Consider the following 18,107-nt stretch of genomic DNA (forward strand, 5'->3'; position numbering starts at 1 on the left):
CCATCCGAAACCTCATCAGCGGTGTCGAATCATACCGAGAGCACGCTTAAAACCACATTATTCGGCATCGAAGGTAAGATTAGTCGGAGCTCCGCTGAGCTTCAGCGTTAAACGAAATTTCATCAACTCCGCAATGACTGACAGCCATTTGGTATATTGCAAGCTGTCGGTCCTGAAGCAGGCCATTTTTTGCATGCAATGATTCAGGAATGAGATCGATAGATGCCTATAACAAAACTCACTACATGAATAATCTCCTCAGAAAAATCGATCTTACTTCACTCCGTTTATTCGTCGCTGTTTGCCAGGAGAAGAATATCGCGCGCGCCGCCGAACGCGAATTCATCGCGCCTTCTGCGGTCAGCCGTCGTATCGGTGAAATCGAGGCAATGATCGGATTACCCGTCATACACCGCGAATCGCGTGGTATTTCAGTCACGCCGGTTGGTGAAACGGTGCTACGCCATGCGCTAGCGGTGATTGCCAGCATAGAAGCGCTAGGCGCAGAGCTTTCTGAGTTTTCCAGCGGGGCTAAGGGCAAAGTACGTCTGGTCGGAAATTTGTCCTCCATCGTACAATTTTTGCCAGAGGATATCGCTGCGTTCCAACGCATTTTTCCCCATGTTGATATTGATCTGGAAGAGCAAAACAGCACAGAGGTAATGCGCAGCATTCGAGAACACAATGCCGATTTAGGCATTTGCAATGCTATCGCAGGTCTGGAACAGTTCCAATATTTACCCTACCGCACCGATCACCTTTTCTTAATGGTTCCGCGCAGCCATCCGCTGAGCGCCGAAACATCGGTTGGATTAACGGAAATCGTGAATGAGAACTTTGTTAGCCTCGGTGCGGACGCTACGCTTACCCAACTTCTGGCACAAGAAGCGATCAATCTTGGTGCGCAACTTAAAATCAAGATCAGAGTCAGCAGTCTGGACGCGCTGTGTCGCATGGTCCATGTCGGTCTCGGCATCGCCGTGGTACCACAACAAATCGGCGAGTTATATTTAAATACATTGGCGGTGAAATTGGTTCCCATTCGAGATCCGTGGGCTATTCGCCATCTGGTTATTATTTTCAATCAGCGCGACCAATTGACCGCTACGGCGACGTCGCTGGTCAACTTTCTGGTGAATAAGTAAAAGAATCGGTCACCATCGGCCACCGTCAATAGGTTCTAACCCTCACTACGTATCTTAAGCATGGCGTTTGTGCAATCATCTCCAATCGAGACGCCTGTCATCGCCAGTGATCACTTCACCCGCTACTGGCTGCCGGTATGATTTCTGCATCTCTACATCATTCTGCATGAAACCTCATGGCCAAAACCCTTTACGACAAACTCTGGGACGCGCACGTCGTCACTACCGAAAGTGACGGTACCAGTCTTCTTTATATCGATCGTCATATCATCAATGAAGTATCCAGCCCGCAAGCATTTGAGGGCTTGAGACTGGAGCAAAGAACACCTTGGCGTGTGGCTGCCAATTTTGCTGTCGCCGATCATAACGTGCCAACGACCGACCGCAGCCAAGGTATTCAAGATCCAATTTCGCGTCTGCAAGTCGACACACTTGACGCGAATGCAAAAACCTACGGGCTGACTTTTTTCGGCTTGCAGGATATGCGCCAGGGTATCGAACACGTGATCGGACCGGAACAAGGCGCCACGCTGCCTGGCATGACCGTGGTCTGCGGCGATTCCCACACTTCCACGCATGGCGCCTTTGCCTGCCTCGCGCACGGAATCGGCACATCAGAAGTTGAACACGTATTGGTCACGCAAACATTGCTAACCAAAAAAATGCGATCAATGCTGGTATTAGTCGAAGGCCAATTAGCTGTTGGCGTCACCGCCAAAGACATCGTTTTAGCATTGATCGGCACCATCGGCACCGCTGGCGGAACGGGATATGCGATCGAATACGCCGGTTCAACTATCCGCAATTTGTCGATGGAAGGCCGTATGACCGTCTGCAATATGTCGATAGAAGCCGGTGCAAGGGCTGGCATGATCGCCTTTGACGACACCACGCTGGCTTATGTCAAAGGCCGACCTCTGTCGCCCACCGGCGCAGAGTGGGATCAGGCGCTTGACTATTGGCGGTCTCTGCAATCCGATCACGATGCTATTTTCGACGCTACCGTCACCATTGACGCAAGTGTGATAGCACCGCAGGTAACGTGGGGAACCTCGCCGGAAATGGTTGTTTCGATTAACGGACACATTCCCGATCCAGAGGATGAGCAAGACGCGACAAAACGCGACGGCATGCAAAAGGCATTGGCTTATATGGGCCTCAGCGCCAATACCATGATCACAGATATCGCCATCGATAAAGTGTTTATCGGCTCGTGCACTAACTCGCGCATCGAAGATTTGCGTGCAGCCGCGGCCATCGTGCGTGGTAAACGGCGCGCTGCCAACGTCGTGCTGGCAATGGTCGTACCCGGTTCTGGTCTGGTAAAACAACAAGCCGAGCAAGAAGGTCTGGATCGCATCTTTCTGGATGCCGGCTTCGAATGGCGCGAACCCGGCTGCTCCATGTGCATGGCGATGAACGCCGATCGTCTGGCACCGGGCGAACGTTGCGCCTCCACGTCAAACAGGAATTTCGAAGGGCGTCAGGGCGCAGGCGGACGAACACATCTGGTCAGTCCTGCCATGGCGGCAGCGGCTGGCATTGCCGGACATTTTGTTGATATCAGATCGTTATAAGGTCACTAATGATGAAAAAAATTAAACACCTTGTGGGATTAGTCGCACCGCTGGATCGTGCCAATGTGGATACCGACGTTATTATCCCGAAGCAATTCTTGAAATCGATTAAACGCACTGGCTTCGGTCAAAATCTATTTGATGAATGGCGCTATCTCGATCATGGCGAGCCTGGACAAGACTGCACCAACAGGCCGCTCAATCCTGATTTTGTCCTCAATCAGGCGCGCTTTCAAGGCGCATCCATTTTGCTTGCACGGCAAAATTTTGGTTGCGGATCATCGCGTGAACATGCGCCGTGGGCGATGGATCAATACGGCTTTCGTGCCGTGATCGCATCCAGCTTTGCCGACATCTTTTTCAACAATTGTTTTAAGAGCGGATTATTGCCGATTATTCTTAGCGAAGAAGCGATAGATTGTCTGTTTAACGCGGTTGAAGCCACGCCCGGATTTGTGTTAAGCATCAATCTTGAGCAACAAACCGTTACCAGCGCAGATGGCGTTATTAACTATACGTTTGAGGTCGATCCTTTCCGCAAGCTCTGTCTTCTGGAAGGTCTGGATGACATCGGATTGACGTTACGGAAGATGGATCAAATACGCGAGTTTGAAGACCGCCATCTCGTCAAACATCCATGGTTATTGAAAACACTCAAAACAGCAATTGGAAGCAAAAGCGCATGATGGAAAAATTAATGCAATTTAATGGCCGTGTACTCTTTTTGTCGCAAGATGCCGATTGTATTGTGACGCAACTGAAGGGTAAAAATATCCGCCTGGCAGACGCCCTTCCGTTGCGTGATGACGTATCCACGGACGAAATCACGCCCGTTACGGTCATGATGGTGTATGACGAGCGTCTCGGAGATGTTCCGTACGTAGGATTCAAAACGGGCGGCGAACATCCAATCAAAAAAAACGCGATTAAAGACGGTGGTTTTCAGGTGACGGTGGCTGGCAAACGTTACGGCAAAGGTTCATCACGTGAATCAAGTCCGTTGGCAGAACTATCGGCCGGAATTAAATTAATTATCGCTGAAAGTTTTGAGCGTATCTATCAACAAAATTGCGACAATATCGGGATTTTGACGACGACCGATTTTTCGATTCTGGATCGCATCAACGCTGGTGAATCTATTCCTATCGATGCCTTTTTAGAAGGGCGCGATCAATTGACGCAAGATATTATTCGTTGCGGTGGTCTGCTTGCTTATAGTAAGTCTGCATCGTGGCCCGCCCCAGAACAGCGATCAAATACCACTTCGGCAAGTCATGGAAAAACCCTGGTTGAAAAAATTATTGATCGGCATTTACATCCAGATATCGCGCATGCTGAACGTGGACAAGGCACATTTATTTCCACGGACTGGCGTTTCAGCCACGATTATTTCACCGGTATGTGCACGCATTTAATGCACCGCGCTTTCGGCAATCCGGTCACGTTGCATCATCCTGAAAGCATCATCGCTTTTCAGGATCATTTAGTTCTGGCGGCGCAAAGTCTGCCGCATGTACGCGACAATTTATTGCAAGGTGTTGCCAATCTGACCGAAGGGCATACTCGCTTTACGCAAGACTATCCCGTTCGTTCGCACGGAAAGCTAACAGACAGTGCCGGTTCAGAGGGAATCTGTCACGCGATGATGGCTGAAAACTATGCGCTGCCCGGTCAGGTAATTGCTGGCACCGACTCGCACACACCGCATTCTGGTGCGCTGGGATGCCTCGCTTTTGGAGCAGGCGCAACGGAAATCGCTAATAGCTGGATGACTGGCTATGTACGCTGCAAAGTGCCTGAAACCATCCGTATTCAAATCGATGGATGCTTGCGGCCAGGCGTGACGGCAAAAGATATCGTACTGCATTTATTACAGATGGATTTTATTCGTGCAGGCGATGCAATAGGCCTGGTATTTGAATACGGTGGTTCTGCCATTCGCGCGATGGATATCGATGAACGCGCCACACTAACCAACATGGTTGCGGAGTTGGGCGGCTTTACCGGCATTGTGGAACCCGACGATAAAACGGTCGCATTCTTAAAGCAACGACGTCGGATCGATTTTGTAATCGAAGACTGGATGGTCAGCGATGCCGATGCGCATTACCGAAAGCGCGTTGTCATCGACGCAGCGGCTATTTCCGCGATGTTGGCACGCCCCGGCGATCCTGGCAACGGAATCACAGCCGATAGCTTGATGCAGGATATTCCTATCAATATTGCCTATGGCGGATCTTGTACCGCTGGCAAACAGCATGACTTTGATTTTTATCACGAAGTGCTGAGTTGGGGCGTTGCACGCAACATGACCGTGCCATCGCACACTACACTATTCTTGCAGTTCGGCACACTCGAAGTACGTCGTTACTGCGAAGAGCAAGGCTATATGACAGTGTTTGAAAAAGCTGGCGCAATAATGATCCTACCGGGTTGCGGCTCTTGCGCCAACTGCGGCCCGGGCCAATCAACGGATGCGAATGATGTCACCATCAGCGCAATAAACAGAAATTTTCCAGGTCGGTCCGGTCCCGGCCAGGTCTGGCTGGCGAGTCCTTACACCGTTGCTGCGAGCGCGCTCGCCGGAAAAATTACGACGTTCGCTCATTTACAAACATCACAAAATTAAAATGTTAAAAAAAATAATTTACCTTTATATTTAATACGGTGGTCAGCAACATAGTTAACGGCACGACTAAAAGTCGTGATAAAAAATGCGCGCCATTGGGGTAATAAAATAATAGGATTCGCCATCATTCGTTCGATCACACCAGCGAACTATTCATACCAAAAAAAAGGACGACATGGGAATGTCGTCCAAATCACAGCCACCTTGGATCGGTTAGCTTGCAAGCAGCAGAAATCGGCATTCTCTATGCGCGATACACTGCTGCTGTTCAATGTCTGGTCCTGCAGTCGAATTGAACCGACTGATCAGGAGAGGTAAAACGAATGACTTATTTTGGCATCAAAACACTGTCGACTACATTAATAACGCCATTCGACTGATAGACATCGTATGTGCTGATGCTGGCTACGTGACCACCTTCGTCGATGACGTCAATGTTGTGCATTCCGTTTTTCTTGAAGGTTAATTTGCCGCCGCTAGCTGTCGCCAATTCAGCTTGACCACCGCCTTTTGTGATGGCATTCGAAAGCGCCATAAAATCATATTTTCCTGGTACAACGTGGTACGTCAAAATCTTGGTCAGCGTTGCTTTATTTTCTGGTTTTACCAGCGTATCGACAGTGCCGGCAGGCAACTTGCCAAAAGCTTCGTTGGTTGGTGCAAATACGGTGAAAGGACCTTTTCCTTTCAGTGTATCAACCAGCCCAGCCGCTTTTACTGCTGCGACGAGTGTCGTGTGATCAGCTGAATTGACAGCGTTATCGATAATATCTTTGCTTGGGTACATACTTTGTCCGCCGACCATTACGGTGTTTTCGGCAAACGCCACGTTGGCGACCAACAAAGCGGCGGAGAGTGTGATTACGGTGCTGAATTTGCGCATGATAATTTCCTTAAGAGAGTCAATTTTCGGAGCTTGCAGAGTCATATACGCCGGTAATTTAAAACTAGATTCAGCGGTTTTAAAAGTTTGACGAAAAAAAACAATGACTAGCCAAAACTGAAACTGACACTTGAGAGGAAAACTGAAAGGGGAAATGTCGTACAGAAAAAAAATAATTGCATATCTGCAGTTGGCAGATATGCAAATTAATTGAAAGAGAATGAAGTAAGCCGATAGGCCGGATTCTGTTACGACGATGAGGCTTGCGCCCGCCCGTTATGACAACCATTCCTCTAGGCGCTGAATTACTCCAGCGCTCAAGCTTCCTACCCGCACGCTCCGCGAGCAACATCAACGCGTGCCTATTTGGAATTGCTCCGGGTGGAGGTTACCGCGTTTCACCGTAACTTAATACGCTCGTCTCTGTGGCCCTATTCCTCGCCTCACGGCGGACGGCCATTAACCGTCACCCTGCTCTATGGAGTCCGGACCTTCCTCCCGCCACGCAGCTTGCACCGAATGACCAGCGGTTGTCTGGCTTACTTCAAGCGGCATTCTACCTCAGTGTGGACCAGCAGCAAAGGCAGATTCCACTAAACCATCAGATAACACCAGCTATTTGCGGTCACTCACGCTGCTTTCACGCGCAAAATGGTGCTATGCACCATGCCAAAACGGCATGTGACAGTTACCGACGCAATCCGTATAGTGAGCCGCAGACACATGAAATAATGTCTGGCGGATTGCCCTGCTGTAGACAATATAGCGACAGAGTAGCTGATACTTCCACCACGCTCACATCCATTTCCACACTGCATCTCACTTTTGGTCATAGGAACAAACATGCATATTTGCGTTTTAGGGGCTGGCATCATCGGTGTAACGTCTGCCTATCGCCTGCTGGAAGGTGGTCATCAGGTCACGTTAGTGGATGCCGAAGCGCAACCCGGCGCACAGACCAGTTTTGCTAATGGCGGCCAACTGAGCTTTTCTTATGTCGCGCCGCTGGCTGATCCCTCGGTCTGGACGCATTGGCCGCACTATTTATTTGGCGCTGACTCACCTCTCACGCTGCGCCCTAAAATTGATCCCGCACAGTGGCGCTGGCTACTGCGATTTTTAGCAGCATGTAATACCAACACCACGCAAAAAACGACGATTGATTTATTGCGCCTGGCTTTTTTTTTAGTCGTGATCAGTTAGCACGCACCATTCACGCAATGCCGTTCGATTTTCAGCATAAAACGGCGGGGAAACTGGTCATGTTCACAGATCAAAAAGGCTTAGTTGCGGCGCGTAAGCAAGTGGCGTTTCAGGCGCAATATGGTTCCCAGCAAGAAGTTATCGACGCCATCCGCTGCATGGAAATTGAACCGGCTTTAGCCAATGCAAAGCGCGATTGGGTCGGTGGCGTCTATACCCCAAGTGAGGAAGCGGGTGATTGCGCTATGTTTTGTAGACAACTGGTAGCAGCGATGTCGCCGAATCCACGGTTTCGTTTTGCGCATTCCCAACGCATCGGCAAGCTTGAAATGCGTGACCGTGCGCTAACCGCGGTCCATGCCGGAAGCGAACAAATCGCCGCTGATAAATTTGTGCTGACGATGGGCGTACACAGCACCGCCTTTGCGCTTCAGGCAGGATTCGACTTGCCGGTGTATCCGCTCAAAGGTTACAGCATTACGATCCCACTCCGAAACAGTGCTAATCAAGCCGCAGCGCCCAAAGTGTCGATTACCGACCTTTCAAAGAAAATCGTTTATGCGCGACTTGGCGAACGTTTGCGCGTCGCTGGTCGGGTGGAGATAGTCGGCCTCGATCGACACATCCCCAATCGTGCGATTGATGAGCTAAAACAGGGTGTCAATGCTCTGTTTCCTGGCAGCATAGACCTTTCTGACACCGAGCTGTCGCCTTGGACCGGCTTGCGTCCTGCTACCCCAAGCGGCGTTCCCATCATTGGCGCCTCGCCAGTACCCAATTTGTATCTGAATGTCGGGCATGGCGGTCTCGGCTGGACACTTGCCCACGGCAGCGCAACGCTATTATTGCAATTGATTAATGGCGAGACACCCAGCATTGAGAGCAGTCCTTTTGCGTTTGGTGCCTAAACTCTTGCCGCATAACCCTCGTCGGTCTAGAATCTGCTCGTGCATAAACAATGCAAATCCCGCCGCCTCACAAGCTAGTCAGCCCACGACGACACTCCAGACCCCATGCAATTTCACCTACTCGCGTTTGTAAAAACTGTTTTCTTTGTCCTGGCCGCGCTATTGCCGATCATGAATCCCCCCGGTAACGCACCCATTTTTCATTCGTTGACGGCGGGCGCTTCAGATGCCACCCGCAACGCGCTGGCGTGGCGCGTCGCCGTTAATACGTTTATTTTACTGGTTGCCGGAATGTTTATCGGCACGCATGTTCTGGCATTTTTTGGCATCTCACTACCGGTTGTGAAGGTCGCCGGAGGCCTGCTGGTCATCGCCACCGCCTGGAAATTGCTGGGCATGGACGAGGTTCAGAAGGTAGAAACCATTCCAGGATCGCTGTGGACCAAAGAACTGGCTTCAAAAAAAGCCTTCTACCCGCTCACCTTCCCTTTTACTGTCGGCCCCGGATCAATTTCGGTCGCCATCACACTTGGTGCTGGCCTTCGGATTCCTCAGGTACCCGTTATCATCACACTGGTTGCTGCGGTCGCCGCATTAGCCTTAGCTTCAGTCGCTGTGTATTTCAGTAACCGCTTTGCCGGTGTGCTGGTTAGGCTGCTTGGCGACACTGGCACTACAGTCATGCTGCGTATGTATTCATTTATCTTACTGTGTATCGGCGTACAGATTTTGTGGGATGGCGTAGGTGGATTACTGCTTCAGCTGCGCTCTATCGGTTTATAGTTATACGCATGCCGAATGAAAATGTCAGGCCCTATTTTCCTGGAAACAACAAAAATATGCGTTGACTATGGACACAATCTTCGAGAAAAGTTAATCTTATGGCTGTCTTTTCTCAACTAATGAGATCAGTCAAAATGAGTACAACAGAATTTTCACCGTAGATGCAGCACTTTTATTAACAGCACAGGAGCCAACCATGATCAAGAAAATCGTTTCGATCGCAGCAATAATCAGCTTGTTCGGTATCCTCTCAGCATGTAACACGTTCGAAGGCATGGGCAAAGACGTCCAGTCGGGCGGTCAGAAGGTGCAAGACGCTGCGCAAGATACCAAAGCTAAAATGTAAATAGCCATACCCAAGATGGCGTCAGGTACGTGCCATCGACAAAAACCCGACGTTATGTCGGGTTTTTTTATTGGGGCTTTCATTTCCCCTCCGATACAAATTTAATAAAATAGACATTTACCTTCCGTCTCGAATGACGGAATCATTAATCCATATGAAATACTTCTTCCATCGTTGCCCAATGCTCACCATCGCCCCTTGACGCCAGCGGTAATTGACACGGGCCGCACACCGCCCACCATTTTTGAGTCATCTGGTCCGCTGCAATCTGCGCCATGTCAGCTTCAAAATTCTTGCCGTAATACTCCCAATAGCTAAAAAGAAGATTTTCCGGCTCACGTAAGAAAATTGTATAGTTGCGAATATTTGCTGCCTTTAATGTCGCCAACACCTGCGGCCATACCGCCGTATGCAAAGCCTTGTATTGAACGATACTAGCAGGATCGATACCGATCACCATTCCCATTCTTTGCATTTTTAATTCCTAATCGATGCGGTAAAAACCTTGTGCGTTCAGGCCGAGTACTTTTTTTCTGTCGGAATCACCCAAGCCAACAAGAAGCAAATCGGTCGTCTCTGTCCAGCGTCCGTAATCCGCCGCCAGATCCACTACCGGCCAGTCGCTGCCCCACATCACCCGATCCGCACCAAAAGCGTCAAGCACATGATCAACCACTGGCCGAAGGTCAGCGACCTGCCATTGCAGCGCTGCCTCCGTTACCAATCCGGATAGTTTGCAATGTATCTGCGGATACGCCGCCAACCGCGTCATGTTCTGTTTCCACAATGTGATATCGCCGCTTGCAATCGACGGTTTAGCCGCATGATTAATAACTATCGGCATGTTCGGAAAACGATTCGCAAACACCAGCAAAGAAGATAGGTGGCGCGGCGTAACCAATGCATCGAGACTGAGGTTATAGCGCTGCATCGTATCGATAGCTGGCGCAAGTGCGGGGTCGGCTATCCAATCGTCATCCGGGATATCCTGCAGCATTGGACGGAGTCCTTTGAGTTTCGGATGCATGGCGAGCATTTGTATTCTTTCGGAGGCATCTGCCGCTTTCAAATCGACCCATCCCACAACCGCCTGAATAAATGCATAACGCGCCGCCAGCCCGAGCATAAAAGTAGTGTCATCCTCGCTCGGTAAAGTCTGTACTAATACCGTCCCGTCTATCCCACTCCGGGCTAAATGCGGCTTCAAATCGTCGGGCAAAAAATCTTGGCAAATTACAGCCAGCTCAGGCGGCGGCCATGCGCCGCCGCGATCTGCAAGCAACCAGAAATGTTGATGGGCATCAATTCGCATGCTTATACTTTCAGGTTAAATATTGACCGGAACCGGTGCGCGCTCGTCGATCAGCCCGCGCGATTTTAACGTTGTCCATAGTTCTGTCGGTATCGGCATATCAAACCAGGCTACGTTTTGACGAAGCTGCGCAACGTCTTTGCCGCCAGGAATACACGATACGACGGCAGGATGCGCCATCGGAAATTGCAGCGCTGCAGCAGGTAATGGGACCGCAAATTCCAGACACACCGCCTCCAACTCTTTGACGCGCAAAACAATATCTGCTGGTGCATCCATGTAATTATATTTTGGATTGCCAGCAAGTATGCCCGAGTTAAACGGCCCTCCAATGACGATGGCATTTCCATCACGTTGGCAGGCGTCGAGCAATGGTGAAAGGCTTGCCTGTTCCAGCAATGTATACCGCCCGGCCAACAGCGTGCAATCCAGATCGATTTCCTGCATGCTGGCGTAGACGACCTCCCATTCGTTGACGCCGAGGCCAATTGCCGAAACCTGTCCGCTTCTGCGCAGATCATCGAGCGCTTTGAAGCCGCCACCCACAGTCAGTTGCCCCCAATAGTGGTCATGCCTGTCAGCGTGCGTTATCCGCCCAATATCGTGCACAAACAGCACATCAATATGCGTCAGCCCAAGTCGTTGCAAACTATCTTCGTGCGAGCGCATTATGCCGTCGTAACTATAGTCGAACATCGGGCGAAACGGCAGCGGCGCAGCCCAATCACTCTCGCCCGCACGCACACTCTTATCTGGTTTCATGAGGCGTCCGACTTTGGTGCTAATCACATATTCGTCGCGTGGGCGCTCGCGCAATGCCGCACCTAAGCGATGTTCTGACAAGGTAAAACCATAATAGGGCGCGGTATCAAAATACCGTAGTCCAAGCGCCCAAGCTTCATCCAAGGCAGCGCGCGCATCCGCTTCGCTAGTCGCTATGTAAAGCCCGCCAATAACAGCGCAGCCCATTCCCAATGCTGTCAGTGATAACCCGCTGCGAGGCAACGCAGAAGACGCTTTAGCAAGCATAATTGATCCAATTTAAAGACGTAAAAAAACACTTTTTGAGGTTAAACGTCGAACGAAAGATAAATTCAGGCTAAGTCTTTCATACTCAAGCTACCCAACTCATTCACAGCGAGCGCAGCGGAAAACAGCTCGGACCGGACGGCTCAAATCGTTTATAGGTGAGGATGAATTCTTGATGTCCCAACTCTTCTGATCGGCTCAAACCACCATTCGCCACATCGCACACCATCGTCACAATTTCGGTGCCGACTTCTGCCAATGTCGCTTCGCCATTCAAAATTCGTCCGGCATTGATATCCATATCGTCAGACAATTGTTCGAAGGTGTGCGGGTTGGCACAGACTTTGATCACCGGTGAAATCGCCGATCCAACCACCGAACCGCGCCCCGTCGTAAATAAAGTAATATGCGCGCCGCAGGAGATCAGCTCAACGATTTCAGCATTGTCGGAGATATTGGGAAACCCAAAGCGCGGCTCGCCATCAGGCACGACATCCAGCAAATATAAACCGCCGCCTGGCGCTTGATCACCCGGCTTTAAAATCCCACAGATAGATGACGCTCCACTCTTGGCGTATGCACCTAGCGACTTCTCCTCCTGCGTCGTCAAGCCGCCATCTGCATTGCCCGGAGAGAAACTGCCGTGTCCCATAATGGTGTAATAATTCGCCGCCTTCTCAACAGTTTGCACAATTGCATCGCCGAGTTCTGGTGTCACTGCGCGGTTCTTCATGTGATATTCACAGCCGACCAGTTCGCCCGTTTCTTCAAAAATACAAGTGCTGCCAGCATCGATCAGCACATCGAACGCATAGCCGACTGCCGGATTTGCAGTGATGCCGCTGGTACTGTCTGAACCGCCACATATGGTGGCGACGACCAACTCACTAAGCGCCATAGGTACTCTCGGCTGCCGTGCAATGTCGTCAAGCGCCCATTGAACCCATTCAACGCCACTACTGACACTGGCCCGACTTCCTTTGTTTTCCTGAATCGTAATCGTGTGCACCGGACGTTCACTGGCGGCAACTACCTCGGCTAATCCATTTTTGTTGAAGCCTTCGCATCCCAGCGAAACGAGTAAAACCGCGCCTACATTTGGATGCGTCACCAGACGCCGCATGACTTGATCAGCATATTCGTTGGGAAAACATCCGGCAAACCCAATCAGATGTACCGGTTGATTAGGAAACACGTTCACCACTTGCCGCGCCACATGATGAGCGCACTCAACCATATAGGCGACGACTACAATATTGCGTATGCCTTTGCGTCCGTCAGCGCGCAAATAGCCAGAAATTTCGCTAGCACTCATCGGTATTACCTCTCGATAAAATGATGACCTTCACCGCTCAGGGTATAGGTCGGAATGTAATCACTCTCCAAATTATGGGTATGAATATGTTGCCCAATGGCGATAGGTTGCGAAACGCTGCCAATTGGTGCGCCGTATCGCAATACCTTGTCACCAACCTGAAGTGCGCAACGTGCCAACTTATGGCCAATGTCGATATTTTGCGTCAACAAGACTTCCCGGTCGTCAATCAGTACCACGTCGCCAGCGCGCAAGGCCGACCGTGCTATCACGCAGTTATCCCGTGCCGACATCAGCAGTACAGACGACGCAGGCGTGGGTCTGGTTGAGGTCACCATGCGGCATTCCCCTTAAGCAAGTTAAATTGAAAAGAAAATAGTTGGGCGATGTTAAGCCGACGCAGAAAGCAATCTGCACCGGCACGGAAAGTGATAAAGCGATTTAAGTCTGCAGAAAAACCTATCCTCGCGTACGGATTGATTTCATCAAGGACGTGCGAGAGGAATCCAAATGGCTGCGCATACAGTCGAGCGCCTTTTCCGGATTGCGCTCGGAAAGCGCATGCAGAATCGCCAGATGCTCTTTCAAGGCATAACTGTTGCGCTGCATTTCCTCGCCTTTGTCCCATTGATAATGGTAATGAAAAACGAAAGAAACAATATCGTAGAATTCTTGCGCAAACCGGTTGCGCAACAGACCGATAAGGAACGTATGAAACTCGCGATCGAGTGCGGGAAACTCGCCATATCGGGTCTTCATTTTCGGCTCTAATTGTGCGTGTTTGACAATCAGTCGATCGAGTTCTTTGTAGGCCGGATCGGTCGGTAGCAAGCTGCAGAAATGTTCGACCGCAGCCACCTCGAACATCTGACGCATATCTGCCAGTTCGCGTGCAAATGAAAGATCGAACGCACACAGCCGCCAACCGCCACGGGGCTTTTTTTCGATCAACCCGAAGCGAGAAAAACCGATCAAAAACTCCCGAATGCTCACGGTGCTGGTCCCCGCTTCTCGCGCTAGTTCTGCTTCCGAAAATTCGGCTCCCGGCTGCATATCTTTCTGGAAGACCCGCTCCATCATCACTTGCTGGATACGTTCCAGTCCTGATTGCAATTCCGAGACATCGAAATAATCGTCCTCGATTGGAAGCCTGATCAACTGACGGTCGGTTAAACCGTTGATTAATCTGCGTTCGTCCAAATAAGCAATCACACTGCGCACCACCGTTCTGCTCGCGTGACATACCGTTGCCAGATACTGCTCCGAAGGCAGTACCTCTGACACAGTCATGTTTTGCGCAATAAACCCCAACAGAAAGTTGGTCGTTTTTTTGAAGATGGTTGGCGGTTTTGACATGAGATATTGACCGTGCAGTCGCAGTGTCGCGCTTAGTCGAAACCACAGAAGGTTGGGAAGATAATTGCATAGTATTTTACCATTAAAAAACGAGTCCTCACGATGCTAAACTCTTGACATTGGCTCGCACCGTCGCGATGCCGTGAAACGTTTTTCTACGCTTTGGCACTTCACTTTTGTACCAATCAGCGTGCGCCTAAAGAAGGCGATTTGAAAGCGGCTTGTGTCAAATGACAGTATTAGACGCATTCACCAGCTCAACATTCAACGATCGCTTTGATGACGCCTGCCGACGGTTTAAGCCATTCCGAAAAAACCACAGGAAGCGCATCCATGGTGGTGCGATGGGTATTCAGCAGTTTTGTCGGTACCAAGCCGGCACGCATTGCTTTTAAAACCTCTTTAAAATCTTCCATGGTTGCGTTACGACTGCCAAGCAATGTCATTTCACGTTTATGAAATTCAGGATCGGAAAACGAGATATCACCGCGAACAATCGAAACCAGCACATAGGTTCCACCATGAGCGACAAATTCGAATCCTCTTTCCATTGCTTTCGTATTGCCGGTTGCATCGAATACCACATCAAAAAAATCTTGGTTAGTCATCGCAGCCAGTTGCGACTTATCCGTCTCACCGACCTCAACCGTATGGGAAATTTGCATCGCATCACGACAAAACTGAAGTCGATCAATCCGCGTATCCAATACACACACTTCTGCGCCGCGCAGACGCGCAAACAATGCCGTGGCAATACCAATAGGTCCGGCTCCGGTGATCAACACTTTCTGCCCCGCTTGAATCGCGGCACGGCGCACGGCGTGCGCGCCAATCGCAAGAAATTCAATCATCGCAGCATCATCCAGCGAGATGCCGTCTGTCTTAAAAGCAAATGCCAACGGAATCGACAAATACTCCGTCAGGCCACCATCGCGATGAACGCCCAATACCTGAATATTGGTACAGCAATTCGTTTTACCTTTTTTGCAAGCTACGCAAATGCCACAAGATATATAAGGCATGACGTAGACGGTATCACCCGCCTTTAACGCAGACGTGCAAGGTGCTTCTACAACCTCCCCCGACAATTCATGACCCATCACTCTTGGATAATCAAGATAGGGTTGCGTGCCCTGATAGATATGCATATCCGTGCCGCAAATACCGACCCGCCTGACACGCATCAACACTTCGTCCGGCCCACGTTGTGGCATGGGTCTTTGCACCATTTGCAGGATGCCAGGGCTTTCACAGACAAGGGTTTTCATCATTTATTTATCTCTTTTCATTACAAAATCTGCATTTCCTGAGTACTACCTGGATACCCTTCCCATTTCTTTTAAAAAAGAAACGAAAGAGTATCCATGAGTCGTTTTAGCCATGGCGAGATTGGTATCGCATTGCATGCGGAAGCCTGCAAATCCATCATCAATATGCAACGCCTCCGCCATGACTCACAGGATGCTTTAACGACCTTTTTATTTGCGTCCGGCAATTAATACAAAACATTCTTGGCTTCGGGAAGATCAATATTTTTCTTCGTTACCATCACAACGCCGGTATTGACAAACTTCGGCACGGTTTTTCCTTCGATCACACTGGTCAACGTTTTGATTCCCAGCGCACCCATTTGATAAGAACCTTGCACCGCCGTCGCATCAATCGTTCCATCTTTTACAAACTCTTGCAGATCTTGATTACCATCAAAACCAATTGCCACGACCTTCCCAGCTTTGCCCGACTGCTTGAGTGCGCGAGCCATGCCGACTGCGGTCGGTTCGTTGGCACCAAAGATTCCCTTTAGATCAGGATTAGCAGTCAGCACATCAGTGGTTTGATTCAGTGCGGTCGCCATTTGCGATTGCGAATAGAAAGTATTCACAATGTGCAGCTTGGAGTTATCCGCAATATATTTTTTAAAGCCGCCGACACGACCAATTTCTGAACCAGCGCCCGCAACATACGACATCACCGCGATCTTGCCAGTCGTACCAATTTTGGCGATCAACTCTTTCGCACACAGCGCGCCAGCGGCATCGTTATCCGTGGAAAGGAAGGACTGATAATATTTTTTACCGCCATCCGACACCATAGAGTCAATCAGGATCACGGGAATTTTGGCTTCCCAGGCTTTCTTCATTGCCGGAATCAGCGCATCAGGATCTGACGGGGCCAACACAATACCGGCCACTTTTCGGTTCACGGCGTTCTCCACCATGCTGACTTCATCCGCAATCGCAGATTCCGACGCCGGTCCCTGAAACGACATTGTGTAACCTTTGGTGTCCTTGAGCGCCGCTGCTGCGCCCTTTTGAACGTTCTGCCAGTAATTGGAGTTTGCCGACTTCACAATCACCGCGATTTCTCCACCGGCTGCAAGCGCTGAGTGAATTGAAAACGCCAGCGTAGCGGTCAATAGCCCGATAGAAAATTTCTTGAAGTTATTCATCTTTGTTCTCCTCTATATTTTAGGACTTACGCAAAATCGCCCCAACTACGTTGTGCTTTCCTAGCCGTACTAGCGTACTGTCTTCGTCGGCACGCGTTATTGGGACGGTTTGGCGTGAGTCCAATTTTATTAAACTACGTATTTACAACGCCCAAAGCGGTCGTCCCGCATCAGGCAGTGTTCTAGCGGCGATTGCGCATCTGATCAATCCAGACCGTCAACAGAATGACTACGCCAATAATGATTTGCTGGACGAAGCTTGAAACACCATTCATGTTCAAACCGTTACGTAAAATCCCGATGACAAAAGCGCCAATTGCAGTCCCCGAAATGGTACCGATACCGCCAATTAGAGACGTGCCACCAATGACCGCGCTGGCAATTGCGTCGAGTTCATACATGACGCCTTCATTCGGCTGTGCTGTGACCAGACGTGACATCAGTACGCAGCCAGCAAGACCCGCAAGCGCGCCCGAAATCACATAAGTCGACAAAGTGACACGGGCGACGTTGACACCAGACAAACGTGCAGCCTCCGCATTTGATCCCACCGCATAGATGTGTCTGCCGAAAGTGGTACGGCTCAACATAATTGACACCAGCACCGCAAGAACTACCATGATGATGACGGGATAAGGAATGCCGGGAAACACGACATCAGGAAACCCGTTTGTGGTTTCCTTCACGATCCGAAACAATGCACCGTTTCCTAGGACGCCGAACGCGTCACCAAGCCCTGAGACAGGACGCGCGCCAGTAATTTGCAATGCCACACCCCGCGCTACCAACATCATCCCAAGCGTGGCAATAAAAGGAGGAAGTTTTAGATTGGTAATAAAGAAGCCGTTTATCGCACCACACAGCGCCCCAACCAAGATTCCGAGAAACATACCCAACGGTACCGCCACGCCCGCCTTGACCGCCAGCGCTGCGACAACGCCCGACAATGCCAACACAGAGCCGACGCTCAAATCGATACCACCGGTAATGATCACGCAGGTCGCGCCGATACCCAAATACGCAATGGATGTCACTTGTAAGGCAACACTCATCCCGTTGCTCATCGAAAAGAACGCACTGCTAGTCATCGAAAACGTAATGCACAAAATCAATAAACTGCCCAATGCGGCGAACTTTTGGACCAGATCTTTTTGTTTTTCATTCATTCTTTG

The 18,107-nt window shown here is 50.1% G+C and carries 19 protein-coding genes and 1 other RNA gene; 9 read left to right on the top strand and 11 right to left on the bottom strand.

Features of this window, described 5'->3' with window-relative positions; all coding sequences use genetic code 11:
• Positions 1–209 precede the first annotated feature (209 nt).
• The 4 genes from QN379_RS01525 to QN379_RS01540 all read left to right on the top strand — a co-directional run bounded on the left by QN379_RS01525 (position 210) and on the right by QN379_RS01540 (position 5,351).
• Complete coding sequence (locus QN379_RS01525; protein WP_322235593.1) at positions 210–1,145, top strand: LysR family transcriptional regulator; 936 nt, start codon at positions 210–212, stop codon at positions 1,143–1,145.
• A gap of 176 nt (positions 1,146–1,321) precedes the next feature.
• Positions 1,322–2,722 carry a 3-isopropylmalate dehydratase large subunit gene (gene leuC, locus QN379_RS01530; RefSeq protein WP_323505820.1) on the top strand — a complete coding sequence of 467 codons (1,401 nt, stop codon included), beginning with the start codon at positions 1,322–1,324 and terminating at the stop codon, positions 2,720–2,722.
• Positions 2,723–2,733: 11 nt separating this feature from the next.
• Positions 2,734–3,408 (top strand): 3-isopropylmalate dehydratase small subunit, encoded by a 675-nt coding sequence (gene leuD / locus QN379_RS01535; RefSeq protein ID WP_323505897.1) that lies wholly within the window; start codon positions 2,734–2,736, stop codon positions 3,406–3,408.
• A complete protein-coding gene (locus tag QN379_RS01540) occupies positions 3,408–5,351 on the top strand; it encodes an aconitase family protein (protein WP_323505898.1) in 1,944 nt (647 codons plus the stop codon). The genes leuD and QN379_RS01540 overlap by 1 nt, the downstream gene beginning before the upstream one ends.
• A gap of 328 nt (positions 5,352–5,679) precedes the next feature.
• Here the strand turns inward: QN379_RS01540 and QN379_RS01545 are convergent, their stop codons facing one another.
• Positions 5,680–6,234, bottom strand: coding sequence for a fasciclin domain-containing protein (locus QN379_RS01545; RefSeq protein ID WP_322235589.1), 555 nt, complete (start codon positions 6,232–6,234; stop codon positions 5,680–5,682).
• A gap of 218 nt (positions 6,235–6,452) precedes the next feature.
• Positions 6,453–6,780, bottom strand: an RNA gene (rnpB, locus tag QN379_RS01550) — RNase P RNA component class A.
• A 297-nt stretch (positions 6,781–7,077) separates the two neighbouring features.
• Between rnpB and QN379_RS01555 the strand changes: the two genes are divergently transcribed.
• The 4 genes from QN379_RS01555 (at position 7,078) to QN379_RS01570 (ending at position 9,474) form a co-directional block, all read left to right on the top strand.
• Positions 7,078–7,437, top strand: coding sequence for an FAD-dependent oxidoreductase (locus QN379_RS01555; protein ID WP_323505821.1), 360 nt, complete (start codon positions 7,078–7,080; stop codon positions 7,435–7,437).
• A gap of 59 nt (positions 7,438–7,496) precedes the next feature.
• Positions 7,497–8,345: an FAD-dependent oxidoreductase gene (locus QN379_RS01560; RefSeq protein ID WP_323505822.1), complete on the top strand. Its 849-nt coding sequence runs from the start codon at positions 7,497–7,499 to the stop codon at positions 8,343–8,345.
• A gap of 105 nt (positions 8,346–8,450) precedes the next feature.
• Positions 8,451–9,128, top strand: a complete 678-nt coding sequence (locus tag QN379_RS01565) for a MarC family protein (RefSeq protein ID WP_322235585.1) — start codon at positions 8,451–8,453, stop codon at positions 9,126–9,128.
• Positions 9,129–9,324: 196 nt separating this feature from the next.
• Positions 9,325–9,474 (top strand): entericidin A/B family lipoprotein, encoded by a 150-nt coding sequence (locus QN379_RS01570; protein ID WP_322235583.1) that lies wholly within the window; start codon positions 9,325–9,327, stop codon positions 9,472–9,474.
• 145 nt (positions 9,475–9,619) lie between these two features.
• Here QN379_RS01570 and QN379_RS01575 read toward each other — a convergent pair whose 3' ends face one another.
• From QN379_RS01575 to QN379_RS01605, 7 genes are all read right to left on the bottom strand, one after another.
• Positions 9,620–9,934: an L-rhamnose mutarotase gene (locus tag QN379_RS01575; RefSeq protein ID WP_323505823.1), complete on the bottom strand. Its 315-nt coding sequence runs from the start codon at positions 9,932–9,934 to the stop codon at positions 9,620–9,622.
• 24 nt (positions 9,935–9,958) lie between these two features.
• A complete protein-coding gene (locus QN379_RS01580; protein ID WP_322235579.1) occupies positions 9,959–10,786 on the bottom strand; it encodes an amidohydrolase family protein in 828 nt (275 codons plus the stop codon).
• 15 nt (positions 10,787–10,801) lie between these two features.
• A complete protein-coding gene (locus QN379_RS01585) occupies positions 10,802–11,815 on the bottom strand; it encodes an aldo/keto reductase (RefSeq protein WP_322235577.1) in 1,014 nt (337 codons plus the stop codon).
• A gap of 103 nt (positions 11,816–11,918) precedes the next feature.
• Positions 11,919–13,130: a UxaA family hydrolase gene (locus QN379_RS01590; protein WP_322235575.1), complete on the bottom strand. Its 1,212-nt coding sequence runs from the start codon at positions 13,128–13,130 to the stop codon at positions 11,919–11,921.
• Between the two features lie 5 nt (positions 13,131–13,135).
• On the bottom strand, positions 13,136–13,468 hold the full coding sequence (locus tag QN379_RS01595; RefSeq protein ID WP_322235573.1) for a UxaA family hydrolase: 333 nt from the start codon (positions 13,466–13,468) through the stop codon (positions 13,136–13,138).
• Between the two features lie 121 nt (positions 13,469–13,589).
• Positions 13,590–14,486 (bottom strand): GntR family transcriptional regulator, encoded by an 897-nt coding sequence (locus tag QN379_RS01600; RefSeq protein ID WP_322235571.1) that lies wholly within the window; start codon positions 14,484–14,486, stop codon positions 13,590–13,592.
• A gap of 257 nt (positions 14,487–14,743) precedes the next feature.
• Positions 14,744–15,754: a zinc-binding alcohol dehydrogenase family protein gene (locus QN379_RS01605; protein ID WP_322240413.1), complete on the bottom strand. Its 1,011-nt coding sequence runs from the start codon at positions 15,752–15,754 to the stop codon at positions 14,744–14,746.
• 96 nt (positions 15,755–15,850) lie between these two features.
• Between QN379_RS01605 and QN379_RS01610 the strand changes: the two genes are divergently transcribed.
• Positions 15,851–15,985 (top strand): hypothetical protein, encoded by a 135-nt coding sequence (locus QN379_RS01610; protein ID WP_322235569.1) that lies wholly within the window; start codon positions 15,851–15,853, stop codon positions 15,983–15,985.
• On the opposite strand, the gene QN379_RS01615 is transcribed toward QN379_RS01610, so the two are convergent.
• Together QN379_RS01615 and QN379_RS01620 are read right to left on the bottom strand one after the other, a co-directional pair.
• Positions 15,982–16,935: an ABC transporter substrate-binding protein gene (locus QN379_RS01615; RefSeq protein WP_323505824.1), complete on the bottom strand. Its 954-nt coding sequence runs from the start codon at positions 16,933–16,935 to the stop codon at positions 15,982–15,984. The two genes, QN379_RS01610 and QN379_RS01615, sit on opposite strands and share 4 nt — an antisense overlap.
• A 182-nt stretch (positions 16,936–17,117) precedes the next feature.
• A complete protein-coding gene (locus tag QN379_RS01620; protein ID WP_322235565.1) occupies positions 17,118–18,101 on the bottom strand; it encodes an ABC transporter permease in 984 nt (327 codons plus the stop codon).
• Between the last annotated feature and the right edge of the window lie 6 nt (positions 18,102–18,107).

The organism is Glaciimonas sp. Gout2 (assembly GCF_035018905.1).
GTDB lineage: Bacteria > Pseudomonadota > Gammaproteobacteria > Burkholderiales > Burkholderiaceae_D > Glaciimonas.